The 24546-nt window shown below is 59.8% G+C and carries 21 protein-coding genes; 17 read left to right on the top strand and 4 right to left on the bottom strand.

What is annotated here, in order from left to right; translation table 11 throughout:
- The first annotated feature begins 160 nt into the window (after nt 1-160).
- Nucleotides 161-2524 (top strand): mechanosensitive channel protein, encoded by a 2364-nt coding sequence (ybiO, locus tag NH398_RS10925; protein ID WP_159343482.1) that lies wholly within the window; start codon nt 161-163, stop codon nt 2522-2524.
- 55 nt (nt 2525-2579) lie between these two features.
- On the opposite strand, the gene NH398_RS10920 is transcribed toward ybiO, so the two are convergent.
- On the bottom strand, nt 2580-3332 hold the full coding sequence (locus NH398_RS10920) for an SDR family oxidoreductase (protein WP_159343481.1): 753 nt from the start codon (nt 3330-3332) through the stop codon (nt 2580-2582).
- Between the two features lie 266 nt (nt 3333-3598).
- Here NH398_RS10920 and folK point away from each other — a divergent pair, with 266 nt between their 5' ends.
- Both folK and NH398_RS10910 read left to right on the top strand, forming a co-directional pair.
- Nucleotides 3599-4045: a 2-amino-4-hydroxy-6-hydroxymethyldihydropteridine diphosphokinase gene (gene folK, locus NH398_RS10915; RefSeq protein WP_253018539.1), complete on the top strand. Its 447-nt coding sequence runs from the start codon at nt 3599-3601 to the stop codon at nt 4043-4045.
- Between the two features lie 110 nt (nt 4046-4155).
- Entirely contained in the window at nt 4156-4977 is an 822-nt protein-coding gene (locus tag NH398_RS10910) for a flagellin (protein ID WP_366070519.1), read from the top strand.
- 20 nt (nt 4978-4997) lie between these two features.
- On the opposite strand, the gene NH398_RS10905 is transcribed toward NH398_RS10910, so the two are convergent.
- Nucleotides 4998-6551 (bottom strand): BCCT family transporter, encoded by a 1554-nt coding sequence (locus tag NH398_RS10905; protein ID WP_159343478.1) that lies wholly within the window; start codon nt 6549-6551, stop codon nt 4998-5000.
- Between the two features lie 395 nt (nt 6552-6946).
- Between NH398_RS10905 and NH398_RS10900 the strand changes: the two genes are divergently transcribed.
- Genes NH398_RS10900 through NH398_RS10890 form a run of 3 tightly spaced genes read left to right on the top strand, consistent with a single transcriptional unit; the run spans nt 6947 to nt 9566 of the window.
- Complete coding sequence (locus NH398_RS10900) at nt 6947-8002, top strand: ABC transporter substrate-binding protein (protein ID WP_253018537.1); 1056 nt, start codon at nt 6947-6949, stop codon at nt 8000-8002.
- Nucleotides 8002-8784 carry an ABC transporter ATP-binding protein gene (locus NH398_RS10895; protein ID WP_253018535.1) on the top strand — a complete coding sequence of 261 codons (783 nt, stop codon included), beginning with the start codon at nt 8002-8004 and terminating at the stop codon, nt 8782-8784. Before NH398_RS10900 ends, NH398_RS10895 begins: the two co-directional genes overlap by 1 nt.
- 11 nt (nt 8785-8795) lie before the next feature.
- A complete protein-coding gene (locus tag NH398_RS10890) occupies nt 8796-9566 on the top strand; it encodes an ABC transporter permease (protein WP_159343475.1) in 771 nt (256 codons plus the stop codon).
- Between the two features lie 12 nt (nt 9567-9578).
- Here NH398_RS10890 and NH398_RS10885 read toward each other — a convergent pair whose 3' ends face one another.
- Complete coding sequence (locus NH398_RS10885) at nt 9579-10325, bottom strand: DUF481 domain-containing protein (RefSeq protein ID WP_253018533.1); 747 nt, start codon at nt 10323-10325, stop codon at nt 9579-9581.
- A gap of 129 nt (nt 10326-10454) precedes the next feature.
- Between NH398_RS10885 and NH398_RS10880 the strand changes: the two genes are divergently transcribed.
- The 11 genes from NH398_RS10880 (at nt 10455) to NH398_RS10830 (ending at nt 23026) form a co-directional block, all read left to right on the top strand.
- Complete coding sequence (locus NH398_RS10880; RefSeq protein ID WP_253018531.1) at nt 10455-12149, top strand: sensor histidine kinase; 1695 nt, start codon at nt 10455-10457, stop codon at nt 12147-12149.
- 31 nt (nt 12150-12180) lie between these two features.
- Nucleotides 12181-12912, top strand: coding sequence for a response regulator (locus NH398_RS10875; protein WP_253018529.1), 732 nt, complete (start codon nt 12181-12183; stop codon nt 12910-12912).
- 249 nt (nt 12913-13161) lie between these two features.
- On the top strand, nt 13162-14157 hold the full coding sequence (locus NH398_RS10870) for a tripartite tricarboxylate transporter substrate binding protein (RefSeq protein WP_253018527.1): 996 nt from the start codon (nt 13162-13164) through the stop codon (nt 14155-14157).
- Nucleotides 14158-14264: 107 nt separating this feature from the next.
- The gene (locus NH398_RS10865) at nt 14265-14747 is read left to right on the top strand and encodes a tripartite tricarboxylate transporter TctB family protein (RefSeq protein ID WP_159343471.1); all 483 of its coding nucleotides are present in this window, start codon (nt 14265-14267) and stop codon (nt 14745-14747) included.
- A 49-nt stretch (nt 14748-14796) separates the two neighbouring features.
- A complete protein-coding gene (locus NH398_RS10860) occupies nt 14797-16296 on the top strand; it encodes a tripartite tricarboxylate transporter permease (protein ID WP_253018525.1) in 1500 nt (499 codons plus the stop codon).
- A 376-nt stretch (nt 16297-16672) separates the two neighbouring features.
- Entirely contained in the window at nt 16673-18025 is a 1353-nt protein-coding gene (urtA, locus tag NH398_RS10855) for an urea ABC transporter substrate-binding protein (protein ID WP_253018523.1), read from the top strand.
- An 83-nt stretch (nt 18026-18108) separates the two neighbouring features.
- A complete protein-coding gene (gene urtB, locus NH398_RS10850) occupies nt 18109-19719 on the top strand; it encodes an urea ABC transporter permease subunit UrtB (protein ID WP_253018521.1) in 1611 nt (536 codons plus the stop codon).
- Between the two features lie 3 nt (nt 19720-19722).
- A complete protein-coding gene (gene urtC / locus NH398_RS10845; protein ID WP_253018519.1) occupies nt 19723-20868 on the top strand; it encodes an urea ABC transporter permease subunit UrtC in 1146 nt (381 codons plus the stop codon).
- Nucleotides 20865-21701: an urea ABC transporter ATP-binding protein UrtD gene (urtD, locus tag NH398_RS10840; protein ID WP_253018517.1), complete on the top strand. Its 837-nt coding sequence runs from the start codon at nt 20865-20867 to the stop codon at nt 21699-21701. The genes urtC and urtD overlap by 4 nt, the downstream gene beginning before the upstream one ends.
- Nucleotides 21701-22408 (top strand): urea ABC transporter ATP-binding subunit UrtE, encoded by a 708-nt coding sequence (gene urtE / locus NH398_RS10835; protein WP_139525965.1) that lies wholly within the window; start codon nt 21701-21703, stop codon nt 22406-22408. Before urtD ends, urtE begins: the two co-directional genes overlap by 1 nt.
- Before the next feature lie 108 nt (nt 22409-22516).
- Nucleotides 22517-23026 (top strand): copper chaperone PCu(A)C, encoded by a 510-nt coding sequence (locus NH398_RS10830; RefSeq protein WP_253018515.1) that lies wholly within the window; start codon nt 22517-22519, stop codon nt 23024-23026.
- A 30-nt stretch (nt 23027-23056) separates the two neighbouring features.
- Here NH398_RS10830 and NH398_RS10825 read toward each other — a convergent pair whose 3' ends face one another.
- Entirely contained in the window at nt 23057-24421 is a 1365-nt protein-coding gene (locus tag NH398_RS10825) for a PepSY domain-containing protein (RefSeq protein WP_253018513.1), read from the bottom strand.
- Nucleotides 24422-24546 lie beyond the last annotated feature (125 nt).

The raw sequence follows: 24546 nt of genomic DNA, 5'->3' as shown, positions 1-24546 counted from the left end.
TAACGTCTCTGGCATAGAGGCATGTTACCCTAGCCCCTTCAATCAAAGCGTTATACAACGCTGGCATTCTTAGCGGATGCACTATCCTGTGTTTAACATTAATAGGCTGAAACTTAACGAGTGCAGGATGGCAAATACTCACCCAAAGGGAGGTTATGGTGTGACGTCACTACGTTTACTACCCTGGCTAGGCGTCTGGATGCTGACGCTATTCGCCATGCTGGCCGGGCCAGCCATGGCGCAAACCACGCTAGGCGCCGAGAGCGACGCGCCTGCCGCTGAAGAGCAACCCTCTTATGCGGCGCTGGCCGACCTGCTGGAAGACGAGCAGGCCCGCCAGGAGCTGATCGAACTGCTACGCAATCAAGCCTCCGAGCTGCCCGCCGGTGTGGCGGCCGAGCTGTCGCCAGAAGCGGCCGCAGCAGGGGGCAACGTGGCGCCTGAAGACGTGTCGCTGCCCCGCCAGTTGGCGGAACTGACCAGCCGCGTGGTGGGCGATGTCGGCGGACAGATCGAGCAGGCCGTGGCCATCGTCGGCAACATGTTCTCCGGCCAGGGTACGGGCAGCAGCTTCGATATGGCGGCGTTCATCAGTGCCGCGATCAATCTAGGCATCGTGATCGTGGCGACCTTCGCCATTTTCATGGTGTTTCGCCGTCTGGCAAAGTCGCTGTTTACCAAGATCAGCGCCTGGTCGCAGCAGGGCACTGGCCTGACCCCGGTACTGCGTTTGGTGCTCTGCGTGGCGATTGCCGCCGTGCTGGACGTGCTGCTGGTAGCGCTGGCGTACGTGGGCGGTAACCTGATTGCGACCTTTGCGGTGGGGGAAACCGGTGAGCTCTCTACCCGTGCCTCACTCTTCTTGAACGCTTTCCTGATCATCGAGCTGCTGAAGGCCGGTGTGCGGATGCTGTTCTCCTCGCGCTATGAAGGCCTCCGCCTGCTGCCGATTTCCGCCAAAGAGGCATCCTACTGGAATCGCTGGCTGGCGCGTCTGATCGGCATGGTGGGGTATGGCTTGATGGTCGTCGTGCCGCTGGTCAACTTCTATATCGCGGCCTCTCTGGGGCAGGCGGTCGGCACGCTGATCATGCTGCTGGCGTTCATCTATGCGGTGGGCGTGGTGCTCAAAAACCGCGTGCGTCTGCGCGATAACCTGAACCAAATGGGCGCTCGCTCGACGCTGACGGCCAGCCGCGTGTCGCTGCAGCTCTTTGCCCGGACATGGCATTTGTTCGCGCTGATCTATTTCCTGATGGTGTTCGTGCTGACCCTGACCCGTCCTGGCGATGCGCTGCCCTTCGTCCTCTTCGCGACGTTGAAGACGCTCGGCGCCGTGGTCGTGGGCCTGCTGCTGTCTGCGTTCCTGACACAGACCATTGGTCGTCGTATTCAACTCTCTGATGACCTGCGCCGTAAGCTGCCGCTGCTGGAAGTCCGGTTGAACAGCTACGTGCCCAACGCGCTGCGCGTGCTGCGCACGGTGATCGTCGTTGCGGTGATCATGGTGGTGCTAGATGCCTGGGGGGCCTTTGATCTCGCCGCCTGGTACGCCTCCGAGCGCGGTGCCAACCTGGTGGGTAACCTGATCAGCGTGGCGGTCATTCTGGTGGTGTCGCTGGGCGTATGGCTGGGACTGGCGAGCCTGATCGAGCACAAGCTCAACCCGGAAACCGGGCATGGCGAACCCTCTGCCCGTGCCAAAACGCTGCTGAGCCTGTTCCGTAATGCGCTGGCGATCGCCATGGTGACCATCACCGGCATGATCGTGCTCTCGGAAATCGGCATTAACATCGGGCCGCTGATTGCCGGTGCTGGTGTACTGGGTCTGGCGATTGGTTTTGGTGCGCAGAAGCTGGTGCAGGATGTGATCACCGGGGTGTTCATTCAGGTCGAGAACGCCATGAATACCGGCGACGTGGTGACCGTGGGTGGCATTACCGGCACGGCGGAGCGTCTGAGCATTCGTTCGGTGGGGATTCGCGACCTATCCGGTACGTACCATATCGTACCGTTCTCCAGCGTCGATACCGTCTCCAACTACATGCGTGAGTACGGCAACCATGTGGGCGAATACGGCATTGGCTATAACGAGAGCATCGACGAAGCCATCGAGCAGCTCCAGCTTGCCTTCGAAGATCTCAAGGCCAGCGACGAGCATGGCAACAAGCTGTTGGCCGACCTGACCGTGGCCGGTGTGACGGCCCTGGCGGATAGCTCGGTGAACATCCGCGTGGTGATCAAAACCACGCCGGGCGACCAGTGGGCCGTCGGCCGTGCTTACAACCGCTTGGTCAAGCTGCGCTTCGATGCGGCGGGCATCGAGATTCCGTTCCCGCATACCACGCTCTACTTTGGTGAAACCAAAGGTGGCAAGACACCGCCTGCCAACGTGCGCATTCTGGAAGCGAAAGCCGAACGGAAGCGTACCGACACGGCACCGTTGTCAGAGCGTAGCGAAGACGCGTTACAGCATGAGCCGGAGCACCATAAGCCGGACCATGACGATGTCGACGAAACCTAAGCGTTGAGATCGTGTCGTGCATGAGGCCGCCTTCGGGCGGCCTCATTGCGTTGGGTCAGCGCTGGCCAGGGTAGTTCTCGGAGTGACGACCTTCCAGGTTGATCGACTCGCCGCCATCCACGAAGAGGATCTGCCCTGCGACGAACGCGTTATCCAGCAAGTAATGCAAAGCTTGTACAAGATGGGCCGGGTCACCCTGGTGATCCACAGGAATACCCTCGATACGCCACTGAATGTAGTCGCTCGTGCGTTGTGAGGCCGGCAACACCACACCCGGCGCAATACCGTTGATTCGCAGGCGTGGCGCAAACTCCAGCGCGGCCATTCGGGTCATGTCGGCCAGACTTTTCTTGGAAAGCAGGTACGCCGCATACGGGTACTGGTGGTAGGCCACTTTGTTGTCGATGATGTTGATCACCTGACCGTGCTCTACCGCATCGGCAAAATGGCGTGTGAGGAGCAGCGGGGTGAACATGTTGACCCGAAACTGGGTCTCCAGCATGGCCAGCTCGGTCTGTGCGATGGGGGCAGGTTCGTAGGCCGAGGCGCTATTTAGCAGCACGTTCAAGCAGGGGAAACGTGTTTTCGCCTGTTGAATCAGCGTCTCCAGCGAGTCGCTCAGAAAGTTGCAGGGAAGTATCTCGCACTCCCTTCCTTTGCCACGAATCACCGTGGCGACTTCTTCGGCCTCCCCTCGGGAGCTGTTGACATGCAGGGCGATATCGAAGCCCTTGTCGGCCAATGCTTCCGCAAAATGGCGGCCAAGGCGTGTGGCGCCGCCGGTAACAAGTGCCGCAGGTGTCGGCATGACGAATCCCTCGCTGTGTTGTGAATGACGCGCGTTGATACCCCAGACTTTCTGCGTGAGCGCAGCGTTTGTCAATAACTTGTACAGAGCTTGAACAAAATGGCCAACGGTCTACTCTGTGGAAGCGCGGTTCGATGCTGTGCATCAGCGCTTTACATCAGCCCGTCGAACCATGACGGCGCGGTGAACGTCGCGGCTGTTGGAAAGCATCTTGTCAGCGTCTTTGTCTCGTTACTCCATCATCGGCTTTTATCTGGGATGTCGCTATGCCAACAACGTCGTCACATGCAACACCTAGCACCCGGTACCACGAGTGCGTGATTTCAGTGGGGTCCAATATTGAACCAGAGCACCACTTCGCCCAGGCGCTAGAGATATTGAGCAGTGAATGCGAACTGGTGGCTCGCTCCGAAGCCGTCCGCACGGCACCGGTCGGCTTTCAGCAGCAGCCCGATTTTCTCAATGCCGCGCTGGTGGTGCGCACCACGCTAGAGCGTGATGCCTTCAAAGCCTATTTGAAAGCGGTCGAGCACCGCCTGGGGCGAGTGCGTGGGCCGATCAAATCCGGGCCGCGAACCATGGACTTGGATATCGTGGCCTGGGACGGCGACGTCGTGGACGACGGCTACTTCCAGCATGATTACGTGCGTGGCCCAGTCGATGACGTGCTGGCGGCCAGCGGGCGCTCGCTCAGCGCAGGCCCGGCTTCGTAACTCTGTATGCGCATGCGCGATATTATTGAGGTATAGGCCTCACGTTTCGTGGTTATCGGTCGATAATGATGCTAACCACGCATGTCGCGCTCATTTTCGAAGTCACTCCCGTGATCAGCCTTGCGACTAATATCACGTCGCTACTGGTGATGAACCATCTACGCAGTAGCCAGCAGGCGATGCAGACCTCCATGGAGCGTCTGTCGTCGGGGCTGCGTATTAATAGCGCCAAGGATGACCCGGCAGGTCAGGCGATTGCCAATCGCATGGGCGCACAACTTCGCGGGATGAACCAGGCGATTCGCAATACCAACGACGGCATTTCTATGGTGCAAACCGCCGAAGGCGCGTTGGACCTGATCAACGATAGCCTGCAGCGCATCCGCGAACTCAGCGTGCAGGCGCTCAACGGCACCAATTCATCAGCGGATCGGGCGTCTATCCAGTTAGAAATCGAACAACGGTTGGAAGAGATCGATCGCATTGCCGAGCAGAGCAACTTTAACGGCATTCGGCTGATCGAGAGCGATAAAACCCTTAACATTCAGGTGGGAGCCAACGCCGGGGATGTGATTGGCGTGCGCTTTTCGGCGATGGGGCGTCAGGCACTGGGGTTGGATACCTTCAGCGTGCTGGACGACGGCTCGGCCACGCCCAATCCGATGGATGTCGTGGATGAGGCCATGAAGCAGGTGGACCGCCAGCGCAGCTATTTAGGCGCGGTACAGAACCGCTTCGAGAGCGTCATCGACGGGCTCAACACCAATATCATCAATACCTCCGCTGCCCAGTCGCGTATTCAAGACGCCGACTACGCACAGGAAGTCTCGAACTTCATCCGCGCACAGCTGCTTCAGCAGGTGGGTATCGCGATGCTGACCCGGGTGAACCAGCAGCCGCAGACGATTCTGAGGCTGCTGGAAGGGCTGTAGTTAGACGTCGCCCATCACTGTTAGTCGATGATGCCCTGTTCCCGCGCCATGGCGTAGGCCGCCTGTGGGCCGTTCCATAGTGAAGGCAGCAGAATCAGCGACACCGGGATCGCGGTGATTACGATGAACTGCTGCAGCGCGCTAATTTGGCCTGCGCCCATGTACAACAGCACGGCTGCCATCAGTGCCATGGCGATTCCCCAGAAAGCGCGCATGTAAGGGCTGGGGTCATCATGGCCTGCGCCGACGACGGCGATCGCGTAGCTCATGGAGTCGCCGGTGGTGGCCACGAAAATCGTGGTGAGCAGCAGAATCGCCAGCGCCATCCAGGTGCCACCGGGCAGCGCTTGCGCCACCGTGAGGGTCGCGACGTCGAACTGGAAGTTATTGAGCGCTTCGGTCAGATCGATCACACCCGTCAACTGGTAGTAAATGCCGGAACCGCCCAGTAGCGTAAACCACACGGTGGTGGCAATCGGAGCGAGTACGGCCACCGCCAGAATCATTTCACGAATGCTGCGGCCCCGTGAAATGCGCGCCACGAAAATCGCCATCAGCGGTGCATAGCCGATAAACCAAGCGAAGAAGAACACCGTCCACCACTGCATCCACCACGCTGGGGCGGTTTCTGCGGTCATGGTGGCCATGGTGAAAAACTCGCTGACATACGCGCCCATGCTGGAAACGTAGGTGTTCACCAAAAACAGCGTGGGGCCAAACACCACAATGATGGCGCCAATGGCTAAGGCCAGCAGCACGTTGAAGCGGCTCAGCAGTTGGATGCCTTTATGCACCCCGCTCATGGAAGAGAGCACATAGATGGCCCCTAACACGGCCAGGATGATGAGCTGGCCCGTGTAGCCTTCCGGCAGGCCAAACAGCTCATGCAGGCCAAAACTCACCTGCGTGGCCAAAAAGCCGATAGGACCTACCGTGCCCGCCACTAGGGCAATCACACAGCAGGCATCCACTAAGCTGCCCAGCGGGCCACGCATCAGGCGTTCCCCAAAAATCGGGTAGAGCAGCGTGCGCGGCTGCAGCGGTTGGCCTTTCACGTAGTGGGCGTGGGCCAGTACCACGGCGGTGAGCGATCCCAGCACTGCCCAAGCCATAAAGCCCCAGTGCATGAACGACTGCGCCAGCGCGCCGGAGACCGCTTCAGCGGTCCCCGCCTCGGTATCAAAGGCGGGTGGGGTGACCACGAAGTGGTACACCGGCTCGCCCGCGGCAAAAAACACCCCGCCACCGGCTAACAGCGTACACAGAATGATCGAGAGCCACTTAAAGGTGCTCATTTCTGGTGCATCGAGATTGCCGATTTTGGCTTTCGCTGCCGGCGTTAACGCCACGCCAATCGCAATGAAAAACGTCAGTAGAAGCAGCAGCTGAAAATAGCTACCCAGCACCAGCGCCGTCCAGGCAAAGCCTGCGCTGATAGAGCTGGCGACCCGGTCGATGTCGTAAAACGAGAGCCCGAGGAACGCCACGATGAAGCCGATGCTGAGCACCAGCACAATAGGATCACCGAGGGAAAACCGCGAGGGCCCCTCGGCATGTTGGGGAGGTTGGTTCATGTCGAACACCTATGAATGGGAGTTGGCAGGAAAGAGCGGGGAACGCGTTAGCTTAACAAACCAAAGCGTGAGCCGACTTAACGGCGCAAGAGCGCTAAGCGAGACGCTAGTCGTCCAGGCCCGTTTTCAGAACAAAAAAAAGCGCCATTCAATGAATGGCGCGAGGACAGGAAACTGAACATAGTATACCGTCGGATTAGACCAAAGTCTAACGCTCTGGCGAGAAATGTTTGAAAATGGTGCACACTGCGGATGGATCGCACCATGTTGGACGTTTGATGCGTGTTATCTGCTAATGGAAGGCGTATAACGTCATGAATAAATTGTAAAAAACAAAAAATGGCAACATTGCTGCAACGGCCAGGGCAATCATTGTATACAAGGTGCCTTACGCTATGACACAACGCCCCGGCTTTGCCACACCCACTTTTCTCTCTAGCGTGCTCGGCGGCGCGGCACTGTCGCTACTGCCGATGAGCGCACTGGCAGACATGACGCCCATCCGTTTCCAGCTCGACTGGCGTTTCGAAGGCCCCGCCGCCCCCTTCTTGATGGCGGCTGAAAAAGGCTACTTCGCTGAAGAGGGCTTGGACGTGCAGATTGATTCCGGCAGCGGCTCGGCGGGGGCGGTGAACCGGGTCGCCTCCGGGGCATATGAGATGGGCTTTGGCGACCTGAACGCGCTGGTCGAATTCCTGGCGGAAAACCCTGAAGGTCCTGGTATTCAGGGCGTGTATATCGTCTATGACGGCACGCCTGCCGCGGTATTTGCCCGTAAGGAGAGCGGGATCGAAAGCCCCGCTGACCTGGCAGGTAAAACCATTGCCGCCCCGGCCTTCGATACCGGCTATCGCGCTTGGGGCATCTTCGCCGCGGCCAACGGCCTGGAAGCCGATGCGGTGGAGTGGCAGAACGTCGACCCTACGCTGCGTGAGACGCTGCTGACCCGCGGCGACGTGGATGCCATCACCGGGTTCTACTTCACCAGCCTGCTAAACTTAGAAGAGCGCGGGATGAGTGAAGATGACCTGACCATTATGCCGTTCCCGGACTATGGCGTGCCGCTCTACGGCAACGCGATTCTGGCCAGCGAAGCGTTCGCGGAAGCCAATCCCGCAGCGGTTCAGGGATTCTTACGCGCCTTTAACCGCGCACTGGGTGAGACGCTGGCCGACCCGGAAGCCGCCATCGAGTACGTAAAAAACCGCGATGGCTTGATTGATGTGGAGATGGAAACCCGCCGTTTGAAACTGGCGCTGGAGAGCGTGGTGGATACCCCCGATGCCCGCGAGTTTGGCGTGGGCGGCGTGGATGACGAGCGGTTAATGCAGGCGATTCAACTGGTGGCGGATGCCTATGAACTGCCCACGCTGCCGTCGCCCGACCAAGTGTTTGATTCCCGCTACCTACCGCCGGTAGAAGAGCGCAGGCTGCTGCCGGAGGCCGAGTAATGTCGGCAGCGTTTGTCCGCTTTGATGACGTAAGCCTGGCCTACGACGGCACCGGCAATGCCATTGAGGATATTAATCTCGATATCCACGAAGGCGAGTTTGTCGCCTTCGTGGGGCCTTCCGGGTGCGGTAAATCCACCTTTATGAAGCTGTGCACTGGGCTGCACGCGCCGACCCAGGGCAGCGTGCGCGTGGATGATGCACCTGTGACCGGGCCGCTGAAAATCTCCGGTATGGCGTTTCAGAACGCCAACCTGCTGCCCTGGCGCACCACCCTGGATAACGTGCTGCTGCCGCTGGAAATCGTCGAGCCCTACCGAAAGCAGTTCCGCCAGCGCCGGGAGGAGTTTGTGGGCTGGGCGCGGGATTTGCTTGCCACGGTGGGCTTGGCCGAGCACGAAGATAAATACCCCTGGCAGCTCTCGGGTGGTATGCAGCAGCGGGCCTCGATTTGCCGCGCACTGATTCATCGGCCGCGCCTGCTAATGTTGGATGAGCCCTTTGGCGCGCTGGATGCCTTCACCCGCGAAGAGCTTTGGTGCGTGCTGCGGGATTTATGGGAAGCCCAGCGGTTTACCGTGGTGCTGGTAACCCACGACCTGCGTGAAGCCGCGTTCCTGGCCGATACGGTCTACGTGATGAGCCGCCGCCCTGGTCGTGTGATCGAGCGCCGCGCCATTGAGCTGCCCCGGCCTCGGGCGCTGGAAACCATCTATGAAAAGCCTTTTATCGATCTGGTGCAGGAACTACGCGCCCAGATTGGCGAAGTGCGCAGTACCTAACGGACATGAATATGACCCATAACAGCAAGCTGATTGAACGGCTAGCGCCCTGGATCGCCGTGGCTGTCCTGGTGGTCGTGTGGGAAGCCTCGGTGAGGCTCTTCAACGTACCCAGCTTTATCTTCCCAAGCGCGTTAGACACCCTACAGGCGCTGGTGACGTATTCAGGGCCGATTGCCATGCACTCCTGGCAAACGTTTTGGACCACGCTGATTGGTTTTGGCTTGGGCGTCGTGGTGGGGCTAGTGCTGGGCTTTATCGTCGGCTCGTCGCGCTTTCTCTATAACGCCTGCTACCCGCTATTAGTGGGGTTTAACGCCATCCCGAAAGTGGCCTTTGTGCCCATTCTAGTGGTCTGGTTTGGGATCGGCTCAGTGCCCGCCATCCTCACCGCGTTTTTGATCTGCTTTTTCCCCATCGTGGTGAATGTGGCCACGGGGCTAGCGACGCTGGAGCCCGAGATGGAGGACGTGCTGCGCGTGTTGGGTGCGCGGCGTATCGATGTGCTGCTCAAGGTAGGCCTGCCTCGCTCGCTGCCGTACTTTTTTGCCTCGCTCAAAATTGCCATCACCCTAGCGTTCGTAGGCACCGTGGTATCGGAAACCGTGGCCTCCAATCAAGGCATTGGCTATCTGATGATGAGCGCAGGCTCGCAGATGCGCATGGGCTTGGTATTCGCCGGGTTACTGGTGATTAGCGCCATGGCCATGGTGATGTATGAGCTGTTCGCTTTGTTGGAAAAACGCATGACCGGGTGGGCCCACCGAGGGCAACACCGCTAGCGTCCACCGCGCTTACCAGCTATACAGCAGCGAGGCGCTGGTGGTGGTGTCGGTGCGCTCGGTGGCGTCTTCCGGGGGCTGGGAGTTGTGCTTCACTTCATAAGAGAGGCGCAGCGACAGCTTGGCATTGAGCCGAGCAGTCAACGCCGTCAGCGAGCGGGCAGTGGTATTTTCATCCGTGTACTCCACCGACATCTCTTGGGAAATATCCGCGTACTCGGAAAACCGGTAGCGATAGTCCAGAGCGGTATAGGCCACGGGCAGCTGCTGATTGTCTTCGTCTCGCAGGCGATCATTGCGATACCCCGGCCCCGCTTCTAATGAGAGCGTATGTTGCTTATTTTCCAGCAGCTGCCGCCCGTAGCCGCCAATCACTGAGAGCTGCTGGTCGTAACCGGCAAAGCGGTCCTTCTCCCAGCGGGCAAAGCCGAAGAGATAGTGTGGCCCGCTAAAGTCATAGCGCTCCCGCCCGGCCAATAAGTACTGCTCCGCGCTGGTCTCACCCTCCTTGCTGACGTTGCGCACCTCCCCCCGTAGCGAATGAGTCAATTGCCCCGTGAGCCAAGTCAGGCGCGTTTTGCCGATCAGGGTTTGGCTATCGGTGTTGCCTGACAGGTGGGTAAAGCCCAGCTCCGCGTCGCCGCTGAACACGGGCGTGTCCTCTTTAGGCGGTGGTGGGGCATAGAACGGATAGGCCACGGCCCCCGTGGCCCACAATGCCGTACCGCTGAAAACCAGAAAACGTAATAGGTGTCGCACGACACTCCTCCTTGAGCGTAGGATCGGTAAGGGGCTGTTATCAAAGCACAGCGAGGTGGCAGCGCAACGACTAACGGCCATTAGGCGCTGCGTGCCATAATGACGCGGTCGCGCAGAGTGAGTTCCGTTATGACCGCCCCTCGCCCTAGAACACTGGCCGAATTACAGCGCTGGCGCCGTACCCGTGCCAAGCGCCGCTGGTATAAGCGCAGTTTCCGCCTGCAGGTTATGGTGCTGGTGGGGTTGCTGCTAGCGGGCATGCTGCTGGCTCAGGGCACCTATCTCAACCATCGCAAAGCCGAGATCATCACTTACCAAATGGGCGAGCGGGCGCTGGCCGTGGCCAAAACCGTGGCCGGGATGCCGCAGATTGTAAACGCTTTTACCACTGCTGACCCCTCTGCCATCATTCAGCCGCTAGCCGAGCGAGTGCGCCAGGAAACCGGCGCACGCTACGTGGTGGTGGGCAATGCCCAATCGATTCGCTACTCCCACCCCGTGCCCGAGCGCATTGGTCAGCCCATGGTAGGCGGCGATAATGACCAAGCGCTGATCTATGGACAGTCCTATGTCTCCGAAGCCACCGGCACGCTGGGCACCGCCATGCGCGGCAAGACGCCGGTATGGGACGAGGAGGGCAACATTATCGGGGTGGTTTCGGTGGGCTTTATGCTCGACCGCGTCGATATGGATGTGGCCCGCTACACCAGCCTCGGCTGGGCGCTGGTGGCGCTCATGATTGTGCTGGGGTTTGCGGGCGCTTACTGGCTATCGCAGCACCTTAAAAAGATCATCCTAGGCTTAGAGCCTTACGAAATCGCCCGTTTGGCAATGGAGAAAGAGGCCATTCTGCAGTCGATTCACGAAGGCATTCTCGCCGTGAATCGGGATGGTCATATCACCTTGGTGAACCAGCAGGCGCGGCGCTTTTTAGAGCTGCCGGATGAGCACGTGCTGCTGGGGCAGCCGATCCGCGAGGTGGTGCCCAACTCGCGGCTGCTGGAAGTCTTGAAGCACGGCGAGCAGGAGTTCGATCAAGAGATGTGGCTGGGGGATCACCCGGTGGTGGTCAACCGGGTGCTGATTCTCCATGAAGGCGAGATAGAGGGGGCCGTGGCCACCTTCCGCAGCCGCCGGGAGATCATCGACCTCTCCCAAGCGCTTACCCAGGCCAGCCGCGATGTGGATATGCTGCGCGCCCAGGCCCACGAGTTCTCCAACAAGCTCTACACCATTTCAGGATTGTTGCAGTTGCAGCGTATCGACGAAGCATTGGCGCTGATTCATCAGGAAACCGAGCGCGCCCAGGCGCAAATGAGCTTTTTGATGCGCCACGTGGCGGATGCGGTACTGAGCGGCACGCTGCTGGGCAAACTCACCCGTGCCCGCGAGCTGGGCGTTGCCCTGGAGATCGACGAGCAGAGCTCGCTCTCCTGCCCACTGACGCCTACCGGCCAAGAGGTGATGATGAGCGTGGTGGGCAACCTGCTGGATAACGCCTGCCACGCCGCGCTCAACGGCCCCCACGGTGACAAGCCCCAGGTGCGGCTGTTTTTCACCGACCTCGGCGAGCAGCTGCTTATCGAAGTAGAAGATAACGGCGCCGGGGTGCCCGCCGAGCATGCCGAATCGATTTTTGCCGACGGGTTTTCCACCAAGACTGGAAAACACCGGGGCATCGGGCTTGCCCTGGTGGATAGGCTTTGCCGCCAGCACGGGGGCGCGATAACGCTGGAAGAGAGCGAGCTGGGGGGCGCGTGTTTTACGGCCGTGCTGGATCGCTCACTATGCGCCGATCCCGCCACGCAGCCCCCGACCTCATAACGAGATCATGACGACAATAAGAGGACACCGCATGTCTGCGACGCAATACGGCATTTTGGTCGTCGAAGACGATTTTCGCATCGCCGATATCCACCGCGCCTTTATCGAGCAGAGCGAGGGCTTTTACGTGGTGGGCATGGCACGCAACGGCAGCGAAGCCAAAGCGCTGATGGCTCTGCACGCTGCAGAGATTCAACTGATTTTGCTGGATGCCTACCTGCCGGATGTTGAGGGACTTGAGCTCCTGTGGGCCATTCGCCGCGACTATGTGCATGTGGATATCGTGATGGTCACCGCTGCCAAAGAGGTGGAGACCATTAGTGAGGCGCTGCGTGGCGGGGTGTTCGACTATCTGATCAAACCCATAGAAGCGGCCCGCATGAATCAGATGCTGACCCGCTTTCGCCGCGAGCGTGAAGCGCTGGCGAACCGCGCTGAAATGAGCCAAGACGAGTTGGATCACGTGCTGGCAAGAGTGACGCCTAGCGAGCCCGCACGCACGGGTAGCCGCACGCTGCCCAAGGGCATCGACCGCTTGACGCTGCGCCGGGTCGTGGATGCGCTGGCCGCCGAATCCGAGTCGCTTACCGCGATGCAGGTGGCTCGCACCATGGGCGCCAGCCGCTCGACCGCACGACGCTACCTGGAGTTTTTGGTGGCGGAACAAGCGTTGAGCGCTGAACTCGGGTATGGCGATGTGGGCCGCCCCGAGCGGCGTTATCGGTTGTTGAGCGCCGCCAAAGGGTGGTTGGAAACGTTGTGAGCGCCGCTGTGTGAACAAAATGAACAAAACGCACAAAAAGAACAATTTGTCGTTAATGGTCACAAGCTTGTCGATGGGGGTGGCACTCTTCTAACGTTCACGGCGTAACCACACAAAGCTGATCACCGCGCGCGAAGCGTGATGCAGATTAGCCGTGCTTTTGGTTCATGACTCGGCGCACACAACAAGCCGCGCCCACCAAAACACCGTATGAATAATAACGCCTGAACAATAATGTGGAGAACGCCAATGACTACGCTTTCCTTGAAGCGCATCGCCGTGCTTGCCCTGCCGATGGCCGCCCTGGCCATGACGACCTCTGCTCAAGCGCAAGAGTGGACACCAAGCCGCTCCATCGAGTTCATCGCCCCCGCTAACCCCGGTGGCGGTTGGGATACGCTGGTGCGTACCATGTCCCGCGTGATTCAGCAGGAGTCCCTGGCAGACGAAAGCTTTGCCGCCATCAACGTACCCGGCGGCGGCGGCGCAGTGGCGTGGGCCCAGGTCGCCCGTGATAGTGGCAACCCGCACAAACTGTTTGCCACCAGCCCGCCGATGATTCTGGTGCCGCTGGCAGGCGCTTCGCGCTACGACCATACCGATTTCACGCCGATTGCGCGGATCAACACCGACTACTCCATCATCCTGGTCGCGGCGGATTCCGAGTACCAAGACCTGGAAGATCTGTTCGAAGCGCTCAAAGCCAACCCCGGCCTGAGTGTGGGCGGCGGCAGTGCGCCGGGCTCCATGGACCATATCTCGGTGGCGGGCTTGGCCTCGGCGGCGGGAATGGAAGCCTCTGCGGTGAACTATATTCCGTTCTCCGGTGGCGGCGATGCCATGACCAACCTGATGGGTGGCCATATCGAAGCGGTGATCGGCGGAGCCGGTGAAGCCGTGGGCCAACTGGGCGAAGGCAGCCAGCTGCGCGCATTGGGCGTCTCTTCCGAAGAGCGTCTGGGCGGCGGCTTGGCCGACGTGCCGACCTATAAAGAGCAGGGCTTCGATTACACCTTCGATATTTGGCGCGGTGTGATGGGTGCGCCGGACATGCCGGAAGAAGCGGTCGAGTACTACGAGACTTTGTTCGCTGAAATGCTCGAAACCGAAGCATGGCGCGAAGCCAGCGACCAGTTGGGCTGGATCGATGCCTACCAGGATAGCGACGCGTTCGGCACCTTCCTGGATGAGCAGCAAGAGCAGTTCAGCAGCGTGCTGACCGACCTGGGCCTGCTGCGCCAGTAAGCGCCAGCGCCCGTTAGAGATACGCCGGCGGCTCTGCGCCGCCGGATGCTTCTATCTGTTACCGCGAGGGCTAACGCAACTGCGTTGGCATCTTCGGAGAAATTCCAATGACTCGATTAAATGTTAACCAGTGGCTAGCGCTCGTACTAGCACTGGTAGCGGCTGCTTATCTGGCCATGGCCTGGCAAATTCCAACGTTTCCTCTGCCGCGCCCGGTGGATTCAGACCTCTTCCCCAAAGTGCTGGGTGTGTCGCTGCTGCTACTGGCCGCGCTGCTGTTTTTTGAAAAGCCGAGCGCCATTGCTGGGGCTGATGAAATCGACCATGAGGCCACTAACGGACCGCTGCTGTTCACTCCCTGGGCGCGTGTCATCGTGACCGCGCTGGCCATTGCCGCCTATGCGTTCTTGCTGGTGCCGCTGGGTTTTGTACTGGCCTCCACGCTACTAAGTGTGGGTTTAACCGCCTATTACGGCTATCGCCGCCATGGCGTCAACCTAGCGGTATCGCTGGGTGTGGTACTGGCCCTTTACCTGACCATGACGCGGGTAATGGATGTTTACCTACCCACCGGCGTACTGCCGTTCTAAGCATGGCGTGCGGATGCACCTATAGCGGGTTTTAACGAGAGACACTCCCATGGATGCCTTAAACAATCTAATGTACGGCTTTGGCATCGCGCTTGAGCCAATCAATATCGCCTACGTATTCGCCGGTGTGTTTGCGGGTACTATTATCGGCATGCTGCCCGGCCTGGGGCCGATCAGCGCGCTGGCCCTGATGATTCCAATCACCTTTGCCATGGAGCCCTCCTCTGGGTTGATTCTGATGGCCGGGGTCTATTACGGCGCTATCTTCGGCGGATCGACGTCGTCCATTCTGCTCAACGCCCCCGGCGTGGCGGGCACGGTAGCGACCTCCTTCGATGGTTACCCGATGGCCAAGCAGGGCATGGCGGGTAAGGCGCTGGCCATTGCCGCCTACGCCTCCTTCATTGGCGGTACGGTCTCGGTGGTCTTTTTGATGCTGGTGGCCCCGCTGCTCTCCAAGGTGGCAGTAAGCTTTGGCCCCGCAGAGTACTTTGCACTCATGGTGCTGGGCCTGACGGCGGTGGTGTCGTTGTCAGATAAGTCTCTGGTGAAAGGCCTGATTGCGGCGGTTATTGGCGTGATGATCTCGATTGTGGGGATCGACACGCAAACCGGCACCGAGCGCTTTACCTTCAACTCGATTCAACTGCTCGACGGCATCGACTTCCTGGTCGTGGCGCTGGGTATCTTCGCCTTGGCGGAAGTGTTCTACATGCTGCTGCGTGGTGGCGGTGGTAAAGAGGTGCCGCGCAACGTGATTGGCTCGCTGAAGCTGAGCCGCGGTGAAGTGAAGAAAATTGCGGGCCCCATTAGCCGCAGTTCCGTACTGGGCTTCTTTACCGGCGTACTGCCGGGGGCGGGCGCCACCATTGGCTCCTTTCTGGGCTACAGCATGGAGAAGCGCCTGGCGAAAGATGGCGACACCTTTGGTCAGGGCAACATCAAGGGCGTAGCCGCTCCGGAAGCGGCCAACAACGCCGCCTGTACCGGCTCTTTCGTGCCGCTGTTAACTCTGGGTGTGCCGGGCTCTGGTACCACGGCGGTCCTGTTGGGCGCGCTGCTGGTGATGGGTGTGACGCCTGGCCCGATGATGTTGGAGCAGCGTCCGGATGTGTTTTGGGGCGTGATTGCCAGTATGTACATCGGCAACATCTTCCTGCTGGTACTGAACCTGCCGCTGATCCCGCTGATCGCTAAAATCCTCGACCTGCCGCGACCGCTGCTGCTGTCGATGATTCTGATCTTCTGCATGATCGGCGTTTACGGCATGAGCTTCAGCGTCTTTGACCTGCTGCTACTGCTGGGCTTTGGCCTGCTGGGCTTGGGCATGCGCCTGTTTGGCTTCCCCACTGCGCCGCTGATCCTTGCGCTGATTCTCGGTAACATCATGGAAGAGTCCATGCGCCGGGCGCTGCAGATCTCCGGTGGCGACTGGACTACCTTTATCGACAAGCCGATTTCGCTGTCGCTCCTGGTCATCGCCGTGCTGTCGCTTGGCCTGCCGCTGCTCAAAAAACGTCGCACGAAAGCCGCTGCTGCTGTGAACTAACACTATTGGCGGACCCCGAAAGCGCCCTCGCGTCTGCGAGGGCGCTTTTTTTATGGTGCACCTTCGCCCGTGGTGCAAAGCGTCGTGGTGGTGCATGACAATCGTGCATGGGCGCCGCCGCGTTGCGTCATCTTGGTGCTGAGTGGTCTGAGCGGTATTTTTTGTACACAGCTAAGTGTTTGATTGTATTTTTAATCGTGGCCTTTGTTCCACATTGGCGCACCCCTTGCAGTGTGTATGGCGACGTGTGAATACGAGTTGTAACTCGCGACCCACGAGTGGACGCACCAAGTGCCCCGTCGCCTCAATAACGACAACGCTTGGTCGCGGTACCCCAAACACGAGCCCCAACCATAAGGGGCGCAAGGAGGTTCAAGTGACCACACTGCAGCGCAAGACACACCCACGTACCCTTAGCCGTTTCGCCACTGCCCTGATCACCGCGGCTGTGATGGGCGCCAGCGCGCAAGCGGTGGCCCAAGACGACGACCCCATCAAAGTTGGTATTCTGCACTCGCTCTCCGGCACCATGGCTATCAGTGAATCCACCCTGAAAGACACCGTGGAAATGCTTATTGAGCAGCAGAACGAAGCCGGTGGCCTGCTGGGCCGTCAGCTAGAAGCCGTGGTGGTCGACCCCGCGTCTAACTGGCCGCTGTTTGCCGAGCGCGCCCGCGAGCTGCTGGCCCAGGAAGAAGTGGATGTGATCTTCGGCAACTGGACCTCCGTTTCCCGTAAAGCGGTGCTGCCGGTGGTAGAAGAGCTCAACGGCCTGCTGTTCTACCCGGTGCAGTACGAAGGCGAAGAGTCGTCTGAAAACGTCTTCTACACCGGTGCCGCGCCCAACCAGCAGGCCATTCCTGCCGTTGAGTATTTGATCAACGAAGTGGGTATCGAGCGCTTCGCGCTGATCGGCACCGACTACGTCTACCCGCGCACCACCAACCGCATCTTGGAAGCGTTCCTGAAAGATGAGCACGGTGTGGCCGAAGAAGACATCATGGTCAACTACACGCCGTTTGGTCACTCGGACTGGCAGAACATCGTCTCCGAAATCCGCCGCTTTGGTGAAGAGGGCAAGCCCACTGCCGTGATCTCCACCATTAACGGCGACGCCAACGTGCCGTTCTACCGCGAGCTGGCTAACCAAGGCATCGATGCTGCCGATATTCCGGTCATCGCCTTCTCGGTGGGTGAGCAGGAGCTTTCTGGTATCGACACTGCACCGCTGGTGGGCCACCTGGCCGCCTGGAACTATTTCATGAGCGTAGACACCGACGCCAACTACGACTTTATCGACGCCTGGATCGAGCACACCGGTGACGAGATGTCGGTGACCAACGACCCCATGGAAGCACACTACATTGGCTTCAACATGTGGGCCGAAGCCGTGCGTAAAGCGGGCACCACCGACGTGGATACGGTGAAAGACGCGATTATCGGCGTGACCGTGCCGAACCTCTCCGGCGGTTACGCGGCGATGATGCCTAACCACCACATCACCAAGCCGGTGCTGATTGGTGAAGTTCAGGATAACGGCCAGTTCGACATCGTCTGGCAAACACCCTCTACCGTGGCCGGTGATGCGTGGTCGGATTACCTGCCGGGCTCCCGTGACCTGATCGCTGATTGGCGCAAGCCCATGGAGTGCGGCAACTTTAACGTTGTGAACGGTTCCTGTGGTGGCAGCACCGCAGCAGAAGAAGCCGAAGCAGCGCTCGCCGAGTAACTTCCGTCCCCTACTGCGCCAGCGCAATGGCGCAGTAGGGGAGCACGCTATCTCCCCCATTTGATCACCAAAGGAAGAACCCCATGAGGCGTTTCCTTTCCTTGGGGCTGCTGTGCTTGATGCTACTCGGCACCGCCGTGTCGGCGCAGGCACAAAGCAGCTCCTCGACCCCCGATGACCAAGCCGCACTCGCGCTGTTGACCGCGCTGGATGTGGACTCCTACCGCGATAAAGGCGAAGCCATTACCGCTATTTTGCAAAGCGATGACGAGCGCGCCCGCGACTGGCTGCAGGCACTGCTGGATGGCCGCCTACAGCGCACCGACGATGGCCGCTTCGTGCTAGTGCTTGAGAACCGTGGCCGTGACTGGCCGGTGGCGGATGCGCTGACCAACGAGCCGCTGGGCGAAATGTCCCGCCGCGACCTGGACCGCATCGGCATCAACAACGCGCTGCGCAACCAGCTGCGCAGCGCCATTGCCGTGGTGGACCTCTACTCGCCTAACGTCGAGCGCCGCCGCACTTCCGCCGACCGTTTGCTGGGCGAAGTGGACGGCGAGCTGGCCGAGACGCTGACGCCGGTGATTGCCGATGCGGAAGATGAGTACGTTCGCACGCGCTTGGCCCAGGCGGTGGCGATTTATCGCGCCGAGCAGGGCGAGATGGCGGGTGTCGAGGCGCTCACCGGCAGCCTTCACCCGCGTGCTCGCGTGGCGTTAGGCCGTGCCGCGAATAGTGAAGACCCGATTGTTGCCGATGCAGCAGCAACCGCGCTGGCCGGCATCGAGCAGCAGCTCAAGATTAACCGGGGTCTGGAAACGCTCTACTTCGGCTTGAGCTTGGGCTCGGTGCTGGTGCTGGCAGCGATTGGCCTGGCGATTACCTTTGGCGTGATGGGCGTGATCAACATGGCCCATGGCGAGCTGATGATGTTAGGCGCCTACACCACCTGGATGATGCAGCAGCTGCTGCCGGGCCAGCCCGGGCTGGCGCTGATTCTGTCTATCCCCGCAGGCTTTATGGTGGCCGCCCTGGTGGGCATTGCCATTGAGCGGGGCGTGATCCAGTTCCTCAAAGGCCGCCCGCTGGAAACTCTATTGGCGACCTTCGGTATCAGCCTGATTCTGCAACAGCTGGTGCGCACGGTGATTTCACCGCTCAACCGCACCGTGGTGACGCCGGAGTGGATGAGCGGCTCGCTGGTCATTAACGACGCGCTGTCACTCACGCTCAACCGGATGTTTGTACTGGGCTTTGCGCTGGTGGTTTTCGCTGCGTTGATGCTGATTATGCGTCGCACCCGCTTAGGGCTAGAAGTACGTGCCGTGACCCAGAACCGCGCCATGGCGCGCTCTATGGGTATTCGCGCCACCCGTGTGGATATCATGACCTTTGCGCTGGGTTCCGGCGTGGCGGGCTTGGCGGGCGTGGCGCTCTCCCAGCTCACCAACGTAGGCCCCAACCTGGGCCAGAACTACATCATCGACTCGTTCATGGTGGTGGTGTTCGGCGGCGTGGGTAATCTGTGGGGCACGCTAGTGGCGGGGCTCTCGCTGGGGGTGATCAACCAGGTGCTGGAACCTTGGGCGGGCGCGGTGCTGGCCAAGATTATCGTGCTGGTCTTTATCATTCTGTTTATTCAAAAACGCCCGCGTGGACTCTTCCCGCAGAAGGGCCGGGCTGCGGAGGGCTAACCCATGATGACGCAAGCAACATCCAGCCAATTTTGGCTCACCCGCCCGTTCGGTGAGCGGGCCACGCAGATCTTTCTAGGCGTGCTGTTTGCTGCGCTGCTGCTGGTCACCGTGCTGCATTTGGCGGTGCCCCAGGGGCATCCGCTGCATGTGAACGCTTACACCGTTAACCTGTTCGGTAAGTACCTGAGCTACGCGCTGCTCGCCGTCGCGGTCGATTTAGTATGGGGTTACCTGGGCATCTTGAGCCTGGGGCACGGGGCGTTTTTCGCCATTGGCGGCTACGCCATGGGCATGTACCTGATGCGCCAAATCGGTGACCGTGGCACTTACGGCCACCCGGTACTGCCGGACTTTATGGTGTTCCTGAACTGGGACAGCCTGCCCTGGTATTGGCACGGTTTCGATATGGCCTGGTTCGCCTTTGCCATGGTGCTGCTGGCACCGGGGCTGCTGGCGCTGGTGTTCGGCTTTTTGGCCTTCCGCTCACGGGTGACGGGGGTGTATCTCTCGATCATCACCCAGGCGCTCACGTTTGCATTGATGCTGGCTTTCTTCCGCAACGAGATGGGTTTTGGCGGCAATAACGGCCTGACCGACTTCCGCGAGCTGCTGGGCTTTAACCTGCGTAGCGATGCCACGCGCTTGGGGCTGTTTATTGCTACCGGCGTGGCGCTGGCGCTGGGCTATATCCTCTGCCGGGCAATCGTCACCAGCAAACTGGGCCGGGTATGTGTGGCCACTCGCGATGCCGAAGCACGCACGCGCTTTATTGGCTACCGCGTCGAGCGCTTCCAGCTGTTTGTCTTCGTGGTCTCGGCTATGCTGGCGGGCCTTGCTGGGGCGCTCTATGTGCCGCAAGTGGGCATTATCAACCCCAGCGAATTCTCGCCGCTATTCTCGATTGAAATTGTATTGTGGGTGGCGCTGGGTGGCCGGGCCACGCTGTACGGCGCGGTAATCGGCGCGATTTTGGTCAACTACGCCAAAACTATCTTCACCGGCATTATGCCCGACGCCTGGCTATTCGCTCTGGGCGCGCTTTTCGTGCTGGTCACGGTGCTACTGCCGAAAGGTGTAGCGGGGCTGTTAGGCCACCTAAAGCGCCGCAAAGAGGATGATCACCCACCCAAGGAGGCCGCCGCATGAGCCTATTACAATCGCTAAAAGCGCGGGATCGGGTGTTTGATTTTATGGCCACCGAGGCCTCGCCGGTCGACGTGCGCCACGGCCCGATTTTGTATATGGAAGATGTCACCGTCAGCTTTGATGGCTTCAAGGCGATCAGTAACCTGAACCTGACCATCGACGACGGCGAGCTGCGCTGCATTATCGGCCCCAACGGGGCCGGTAAAACCACCATGATGGATATCATCACCGGCAAAACCCGCCCCACCGAAGGCAGCGTGTGGTTCGGCAGCCGCCATAACCTGCTGCAGATGAACGAGCCGGAAATCGCTAGCCTCGGCATTGGCCGCAAATTCCAGAAGCCCACGGTGTTCGAAGCGCTCAGCGTATTCGAGAACCTGGAATTGGCGATGGCTGCCGACAAGCGCATCTTCCCCACGCTGACCGCCCGCATGACCGGGGAGATCAAAGACCGCATTGATGACGTGCTGGAAACCATCGGCCTGACTGCGCTGCGCTTTCAGCCCGCCGGTATTCTCTCCCACGGCCAAAAACAGTGGCTGGAGATTGGCATGCTGCTGATGCAGCGCCCGCGCCTGCTGCTGGTAGATGAACCAGTGGCCGGGATGACCGAGCAGGAGATGGAGCGCACCGCCGAGCTGCTCACCGGCTTGGCGGGCAAGCAGTCGGTGGTGGTGGTAGAGCACGACATGGGCTTTGTGCGCTCGATAGCGCGCAAGGTGACCGTGCTGCACCAGGGCAGCGTGCTGGCCGAAGGCAGCATGGATCAGGTCTCCAACGACCCCAAAGTGGTCGAGGTGTATCTAGGGTCGGATGAAGAGGAGAGCGCCTGATGCTGGCGATTGAAAAACTCAACCAGTTCTACGGCGAGAGCCATACGCTGTGGGACTTAGACCTAGACGTGCCCGCCGGGCAGTGCACCTGCGTGATGGGCCGCAACGGGGTGGGTAAAACCACGCTGATGAAAGCCATCATGGGCGAAGTTGCGGTCAAAAGCGGCCAGCTGCGCTACCAGGGCGATGGCAGTGAGATAGAACTCACCAAAAAAGCCGTGGAAGCGCGTTCGCGCCTGGGCATCGGTTTTGTGCCCCAGGGGCGGCAGATCTTCCCGCTGCTCACGGTGGAGGAGAACCTGCGCACTGGGCTTGCCGCCCGGGGCGACGGGCTGAAAAAAATCCCGGAGCGTATCTACGAGCTGTTTCCGGTGCTCAAAGAGATGAAGCACCGTCGGGGCGGCGATTTATCCGGCGGCCAACAGCAGCAGCTCGCCATTGGCCGAGCACTGGTGATCGAACCAAAGCTGCTGATTCTTGATGAGCCAGGAGAAGGCATTCAGCCCAATATCGTCGCTCAAATCGGCCAGGTGATTCGCCAACTGATCAAAGAGGATGGTTTAACGGTGCTGCTGGTCGAGCAAAAGCTGCCCTTCGCCCGCAAATACGCCGACCGCTTCGTGATCATGGATCGCGGCCGCCCAGTCGCCAAAGGCGAGATCAGTGAACTCTCTAACGAGCTGATTAAGCAGCATTTGACGGTTTAAGTTATCCACACCCGGTTTACAGCCGTGGATCGGGTGGTGGTTGCCGCTGTCACTGAGTAATATCGCGTTAAGCGCTAGGTTTTGGCGATGTTACCCACGGAGAACACTATGTTGATGCGCCGTTTTACGCTGTTAACCGCAATGCTGTTCATGAGTACTCCGCTGATGGCGGCTCATCATGGCAGCGACCACTCGGATGCCATGGAAAACCACTCCTCTATCGAAGTGGCGCAACCCTGGACCCGTGCAACGCCGCCGGGGGCCGGGGCGGGCGGTGGCTTTGTCACCCTCACCAATCACGGCGATGGCGATGACATGCTGCTAGGAGCGACCAGCTCGCTCACCGAGCGTGTCGAGATTCATATTATGGAGATGGATGGCGATGTGATGCGCATGGCACCCCTGCCCGGTGGCATCGAGTTACCGGCGGGGGAGAGCGTGACGCTAGCGCCGGGCGGTTTACACTTGATGTTGATGGAACTGGGCTCACCCATTGTTGAAGGTGAGCCCGTACCCGTGACGCTGGAGTTCCAGCACGCCGAGCCGATGGAAATTGAGCTTCAGGTGCTGCCAGTAGGTGCCTCTCCGGAAGGTAGCCACGGTCACTCCGCGCACTAAGTCAGCCCACTGCGCAAGACTACCGCCCCGTTAGCCTTGGCGAGCGGGGCGGCGTTCCTGAAGTGGCCGCACGATCAGCCAGTCGATGATCAGCATCACGATCAAAGAGGCCCCAACGAGCGGGAACAGCACGCCGCCAATCACGAGAAGGGCGATCAGCCCACGAAACACGCGTTTATCGGTGGGCAAGGGCGGCACGCCCATGGCACCTGATGGGCGACGCTTCCACCACATCACGCCTGCGGCTACGCACATCACGATGATGGCGATGCATACCGCCAGCAGGAAGAGCTGATTGATAAGCCCAAACTCCTGTCCCAAGTGAACGTTAATCCCAAACTCCATCCAGCGGCCTAGCGGGCCATAGTCGGCGTAGCTCATATCAAGCAGCGGCTCACCGCTATATTGATCAAGGTGAATCACCCGCTGTTGACTGACATCATCAGGATAAATCGAACCGGTATACACCCCAGCGGCCGTGGTTGGCAGATTGACGCTGTAGCCCTGTGGTAGGCCCAAAGCTTCTAACTGAGCCACGGCGTTGTTCAACCCAATGCGCGGGGCAGGCACGGCAGGCTGTATGGATTCCGGCACGCGCGCCTGCTCCAGCGACCAACTGGTGCTGCCTTGGTCGCTTAAATAGGCGTTGGACATCGGTACGTCCACCCGAACGCCAGCCGGGTAGCCAAAGTTATTGCCGTTGGCCCACTCGTTTACCTGTGCGCCCCAAACGCCCGACCACGGCATGCCGGTAAGGGCCAAAAACACAATGAACCCACCAATAAAGATACCCAGCACCGCGTGCAGGTCGCGCCAGAACACTCGGCTTTTGGGTTTGCCACGCACGCTCACCACGCCGCCCCTACCGTTGCGCGGCCACCAGAGATAAATGCCGGTGGCGACCAACAAAATCGACCAGCCCGCAGCAATCTCAATCAGCTTGCGCGGGGTTTGCCCGAAGAACTTGAAGCTATGCAGGTAGCGAACGGTCCACATCACCGTTCCCCGGTCATCCAGAGCGCCCAGCACTTCCGCCGTATAGGGATTGACGTACACGGCCAGCCGTTCGCCAGTTAGTGAGTTAACGGTTACTTCCGCTGAGCTTCCCGGGGTGGCGGGCGAGGTGTATTTCACCGCCGTGCCGGGGTAATCCCGCAGCGCCGAACTCACGAGTGAGGCGGCAGGCTGTGTGGCTTGCTGAACTTCCACGCGCTTGAGATCTGAATGAATGAGCGCATCCAGCTCGTCATCGAATAAATACAGCGCCCCGGTCAGCGAGAGCGCGATTAAAAAAGGCAGGACTAATAGGCCTGCATAAAAATGCCAGCGCCAAACGGCGCGATACAGATCAAGCGGCGCTTTGCGCGTTGTCTGTGTGGAACTCATTGTCGTCATGCACACGCTCCAAGCGCTCAAAGCACCGTGTTGTCCGCACGTAGCGGCGCTAACACGGCGTTCAAGACGCGATATTTATTTGCCAGCCAAGCCCGTTTTTAGCTGGCCAGTTAGGTAAACCCTTT

The sequence above is a fragment of the Halomonas sp. CnH100-B genome (assembly GCF_024124605.1).
Lineage (GTDB): Bacteria > Pseudomonadota > Gammaproteobacteria > Pseudomonadales > Halomonadaceae > Vreelandella.
This window is presented reverse-complemented; position numbering and strand designations above follow the sequence as displayed.

What these genes read in the sequence shown, in the direction of transcription:
- NH398_RS10920 (WP_159343481.1), bottom strand. Translation starts at nt 3,332, where the DNA reads ATGCCGACACCTGCGGCACTTGTTACCGGCGGCGCCACACGCCTTGGC.
- folK (WP_253018539.1), top strand. Translation starts at nt 3,599, where the DNA reads ATGCCAACAACGTCGTCACATGCAACACCTAGCACCCGGTACCACGAG.
- NH398_RS10905 (WP_159343478.1), bottom strand. Translation starts at nt 6,551, where the DNA reads ATGAACCAACCTCCCCAACATGCCGAGGGGCCCTCGCGGTTTTCCCTC.
- NH398_RS10900 (WP_253018537.1), top strand. Translation starts at nt 6,947, where the DNA reads ATGACACAACGCCCCGGCTTTGCCACACCCACTTTTCTCTCTAGCGTG.
- NH398_RS10895 (WP_253018535.1), top strand. Translation starts at nt 8,002, where the DNA reads ATGTCGGCAGCGTTTGTCCGCTTTGATGACGTAAGCCTGGCCTACGAC.
- NH398_RS10890 (WP_159343475.1), top strand. Translation starts at nt 8,796, where the DNA reads ATGACCCATAACAGCAAGCTGATTGAACGGCTAGCGCCCTGGATCGCC.
- NH398_RS10880 (WP_253018531.1), top strand. Translation starts at nt 10,455, where the DNA reads ATGACCGCCCCTCGCCCTAGAACACTGGCCGAATTACAGCGCTGGCGC.
- NH398_RS10875 (WP_253018529.1), top strand. Translation starts at nt 12,181, where the DNA reads ATGTCTGCGACGCAATACGGCATTTTGGTCGTCGAAGACGATTTTCGC.
- NH398_RS10870 (WP_253018527.1), top strand. Translation starts at nt 13,162, where the DNA reads ATGACTACGCTTTCCTTGAAGCGCATCGCCGTGCTTGCCCTGCCGATG.
- NH398_RS10865 (WP_159343471.1), top strand. Translation starts at nt 14,265, where the DNA reads ATGACTCGATTAAATGTTAACCAGTGGCTAGCGCTCGTACTAGCACTG.
- NH398_RS10860 (WP_253018525.1), top strand. Translation starts at nt 14,797, where the DNA reads ATGGATGCCTTAAACAATCTAATGTACGGCTTTGGCATCGCGCTTGAG.
- urtB (WP_253018521.1), top strand. Translation starts at nt 18,109, where the DNA reads ATGAGGCGTTTCCTTTCCTTGGGGCTGCTGTGCTTGATGCTACTCGGC.
- urtC (WP_253018519.1), top strand. Translation starts at nt 19,723, where the DNA reads ATGATGACGCAAGCAACATCCAGCCAATTTTGGCTCACCCGCCCGTTC.
- urtD (WP_253018517.1), top strand. Translation starts at nt 20,865, where the DNA reads ATGAGCCTATTACAATCGCTAAAAGCGCGGGATCGGGTGTTTGATTTT.
- urtE (WP_139525965.1), top strand. Translation starts at nt 21,701, where the DNA reads ATGCTGGCGATTGAAAAACTCAACCAGTTCTACGGCGAGAGCCATACG.
- NH398_RS10830 (WP_253018515.1), top strand. Translation starts at nt 22,517, where the DNA reads ATGTTGATGCGCCGTTTTACGCTGTTAACCGCAATGCTGTTCATGAGT.
- NH398_RS10825 (WP_253018513.1), bottom strand. Translation starts at nt 24,421, where the DNA reads ATGACGACAATGAGTTCCACACAGACAACGCGCAAAGCGCCGCTTGAT.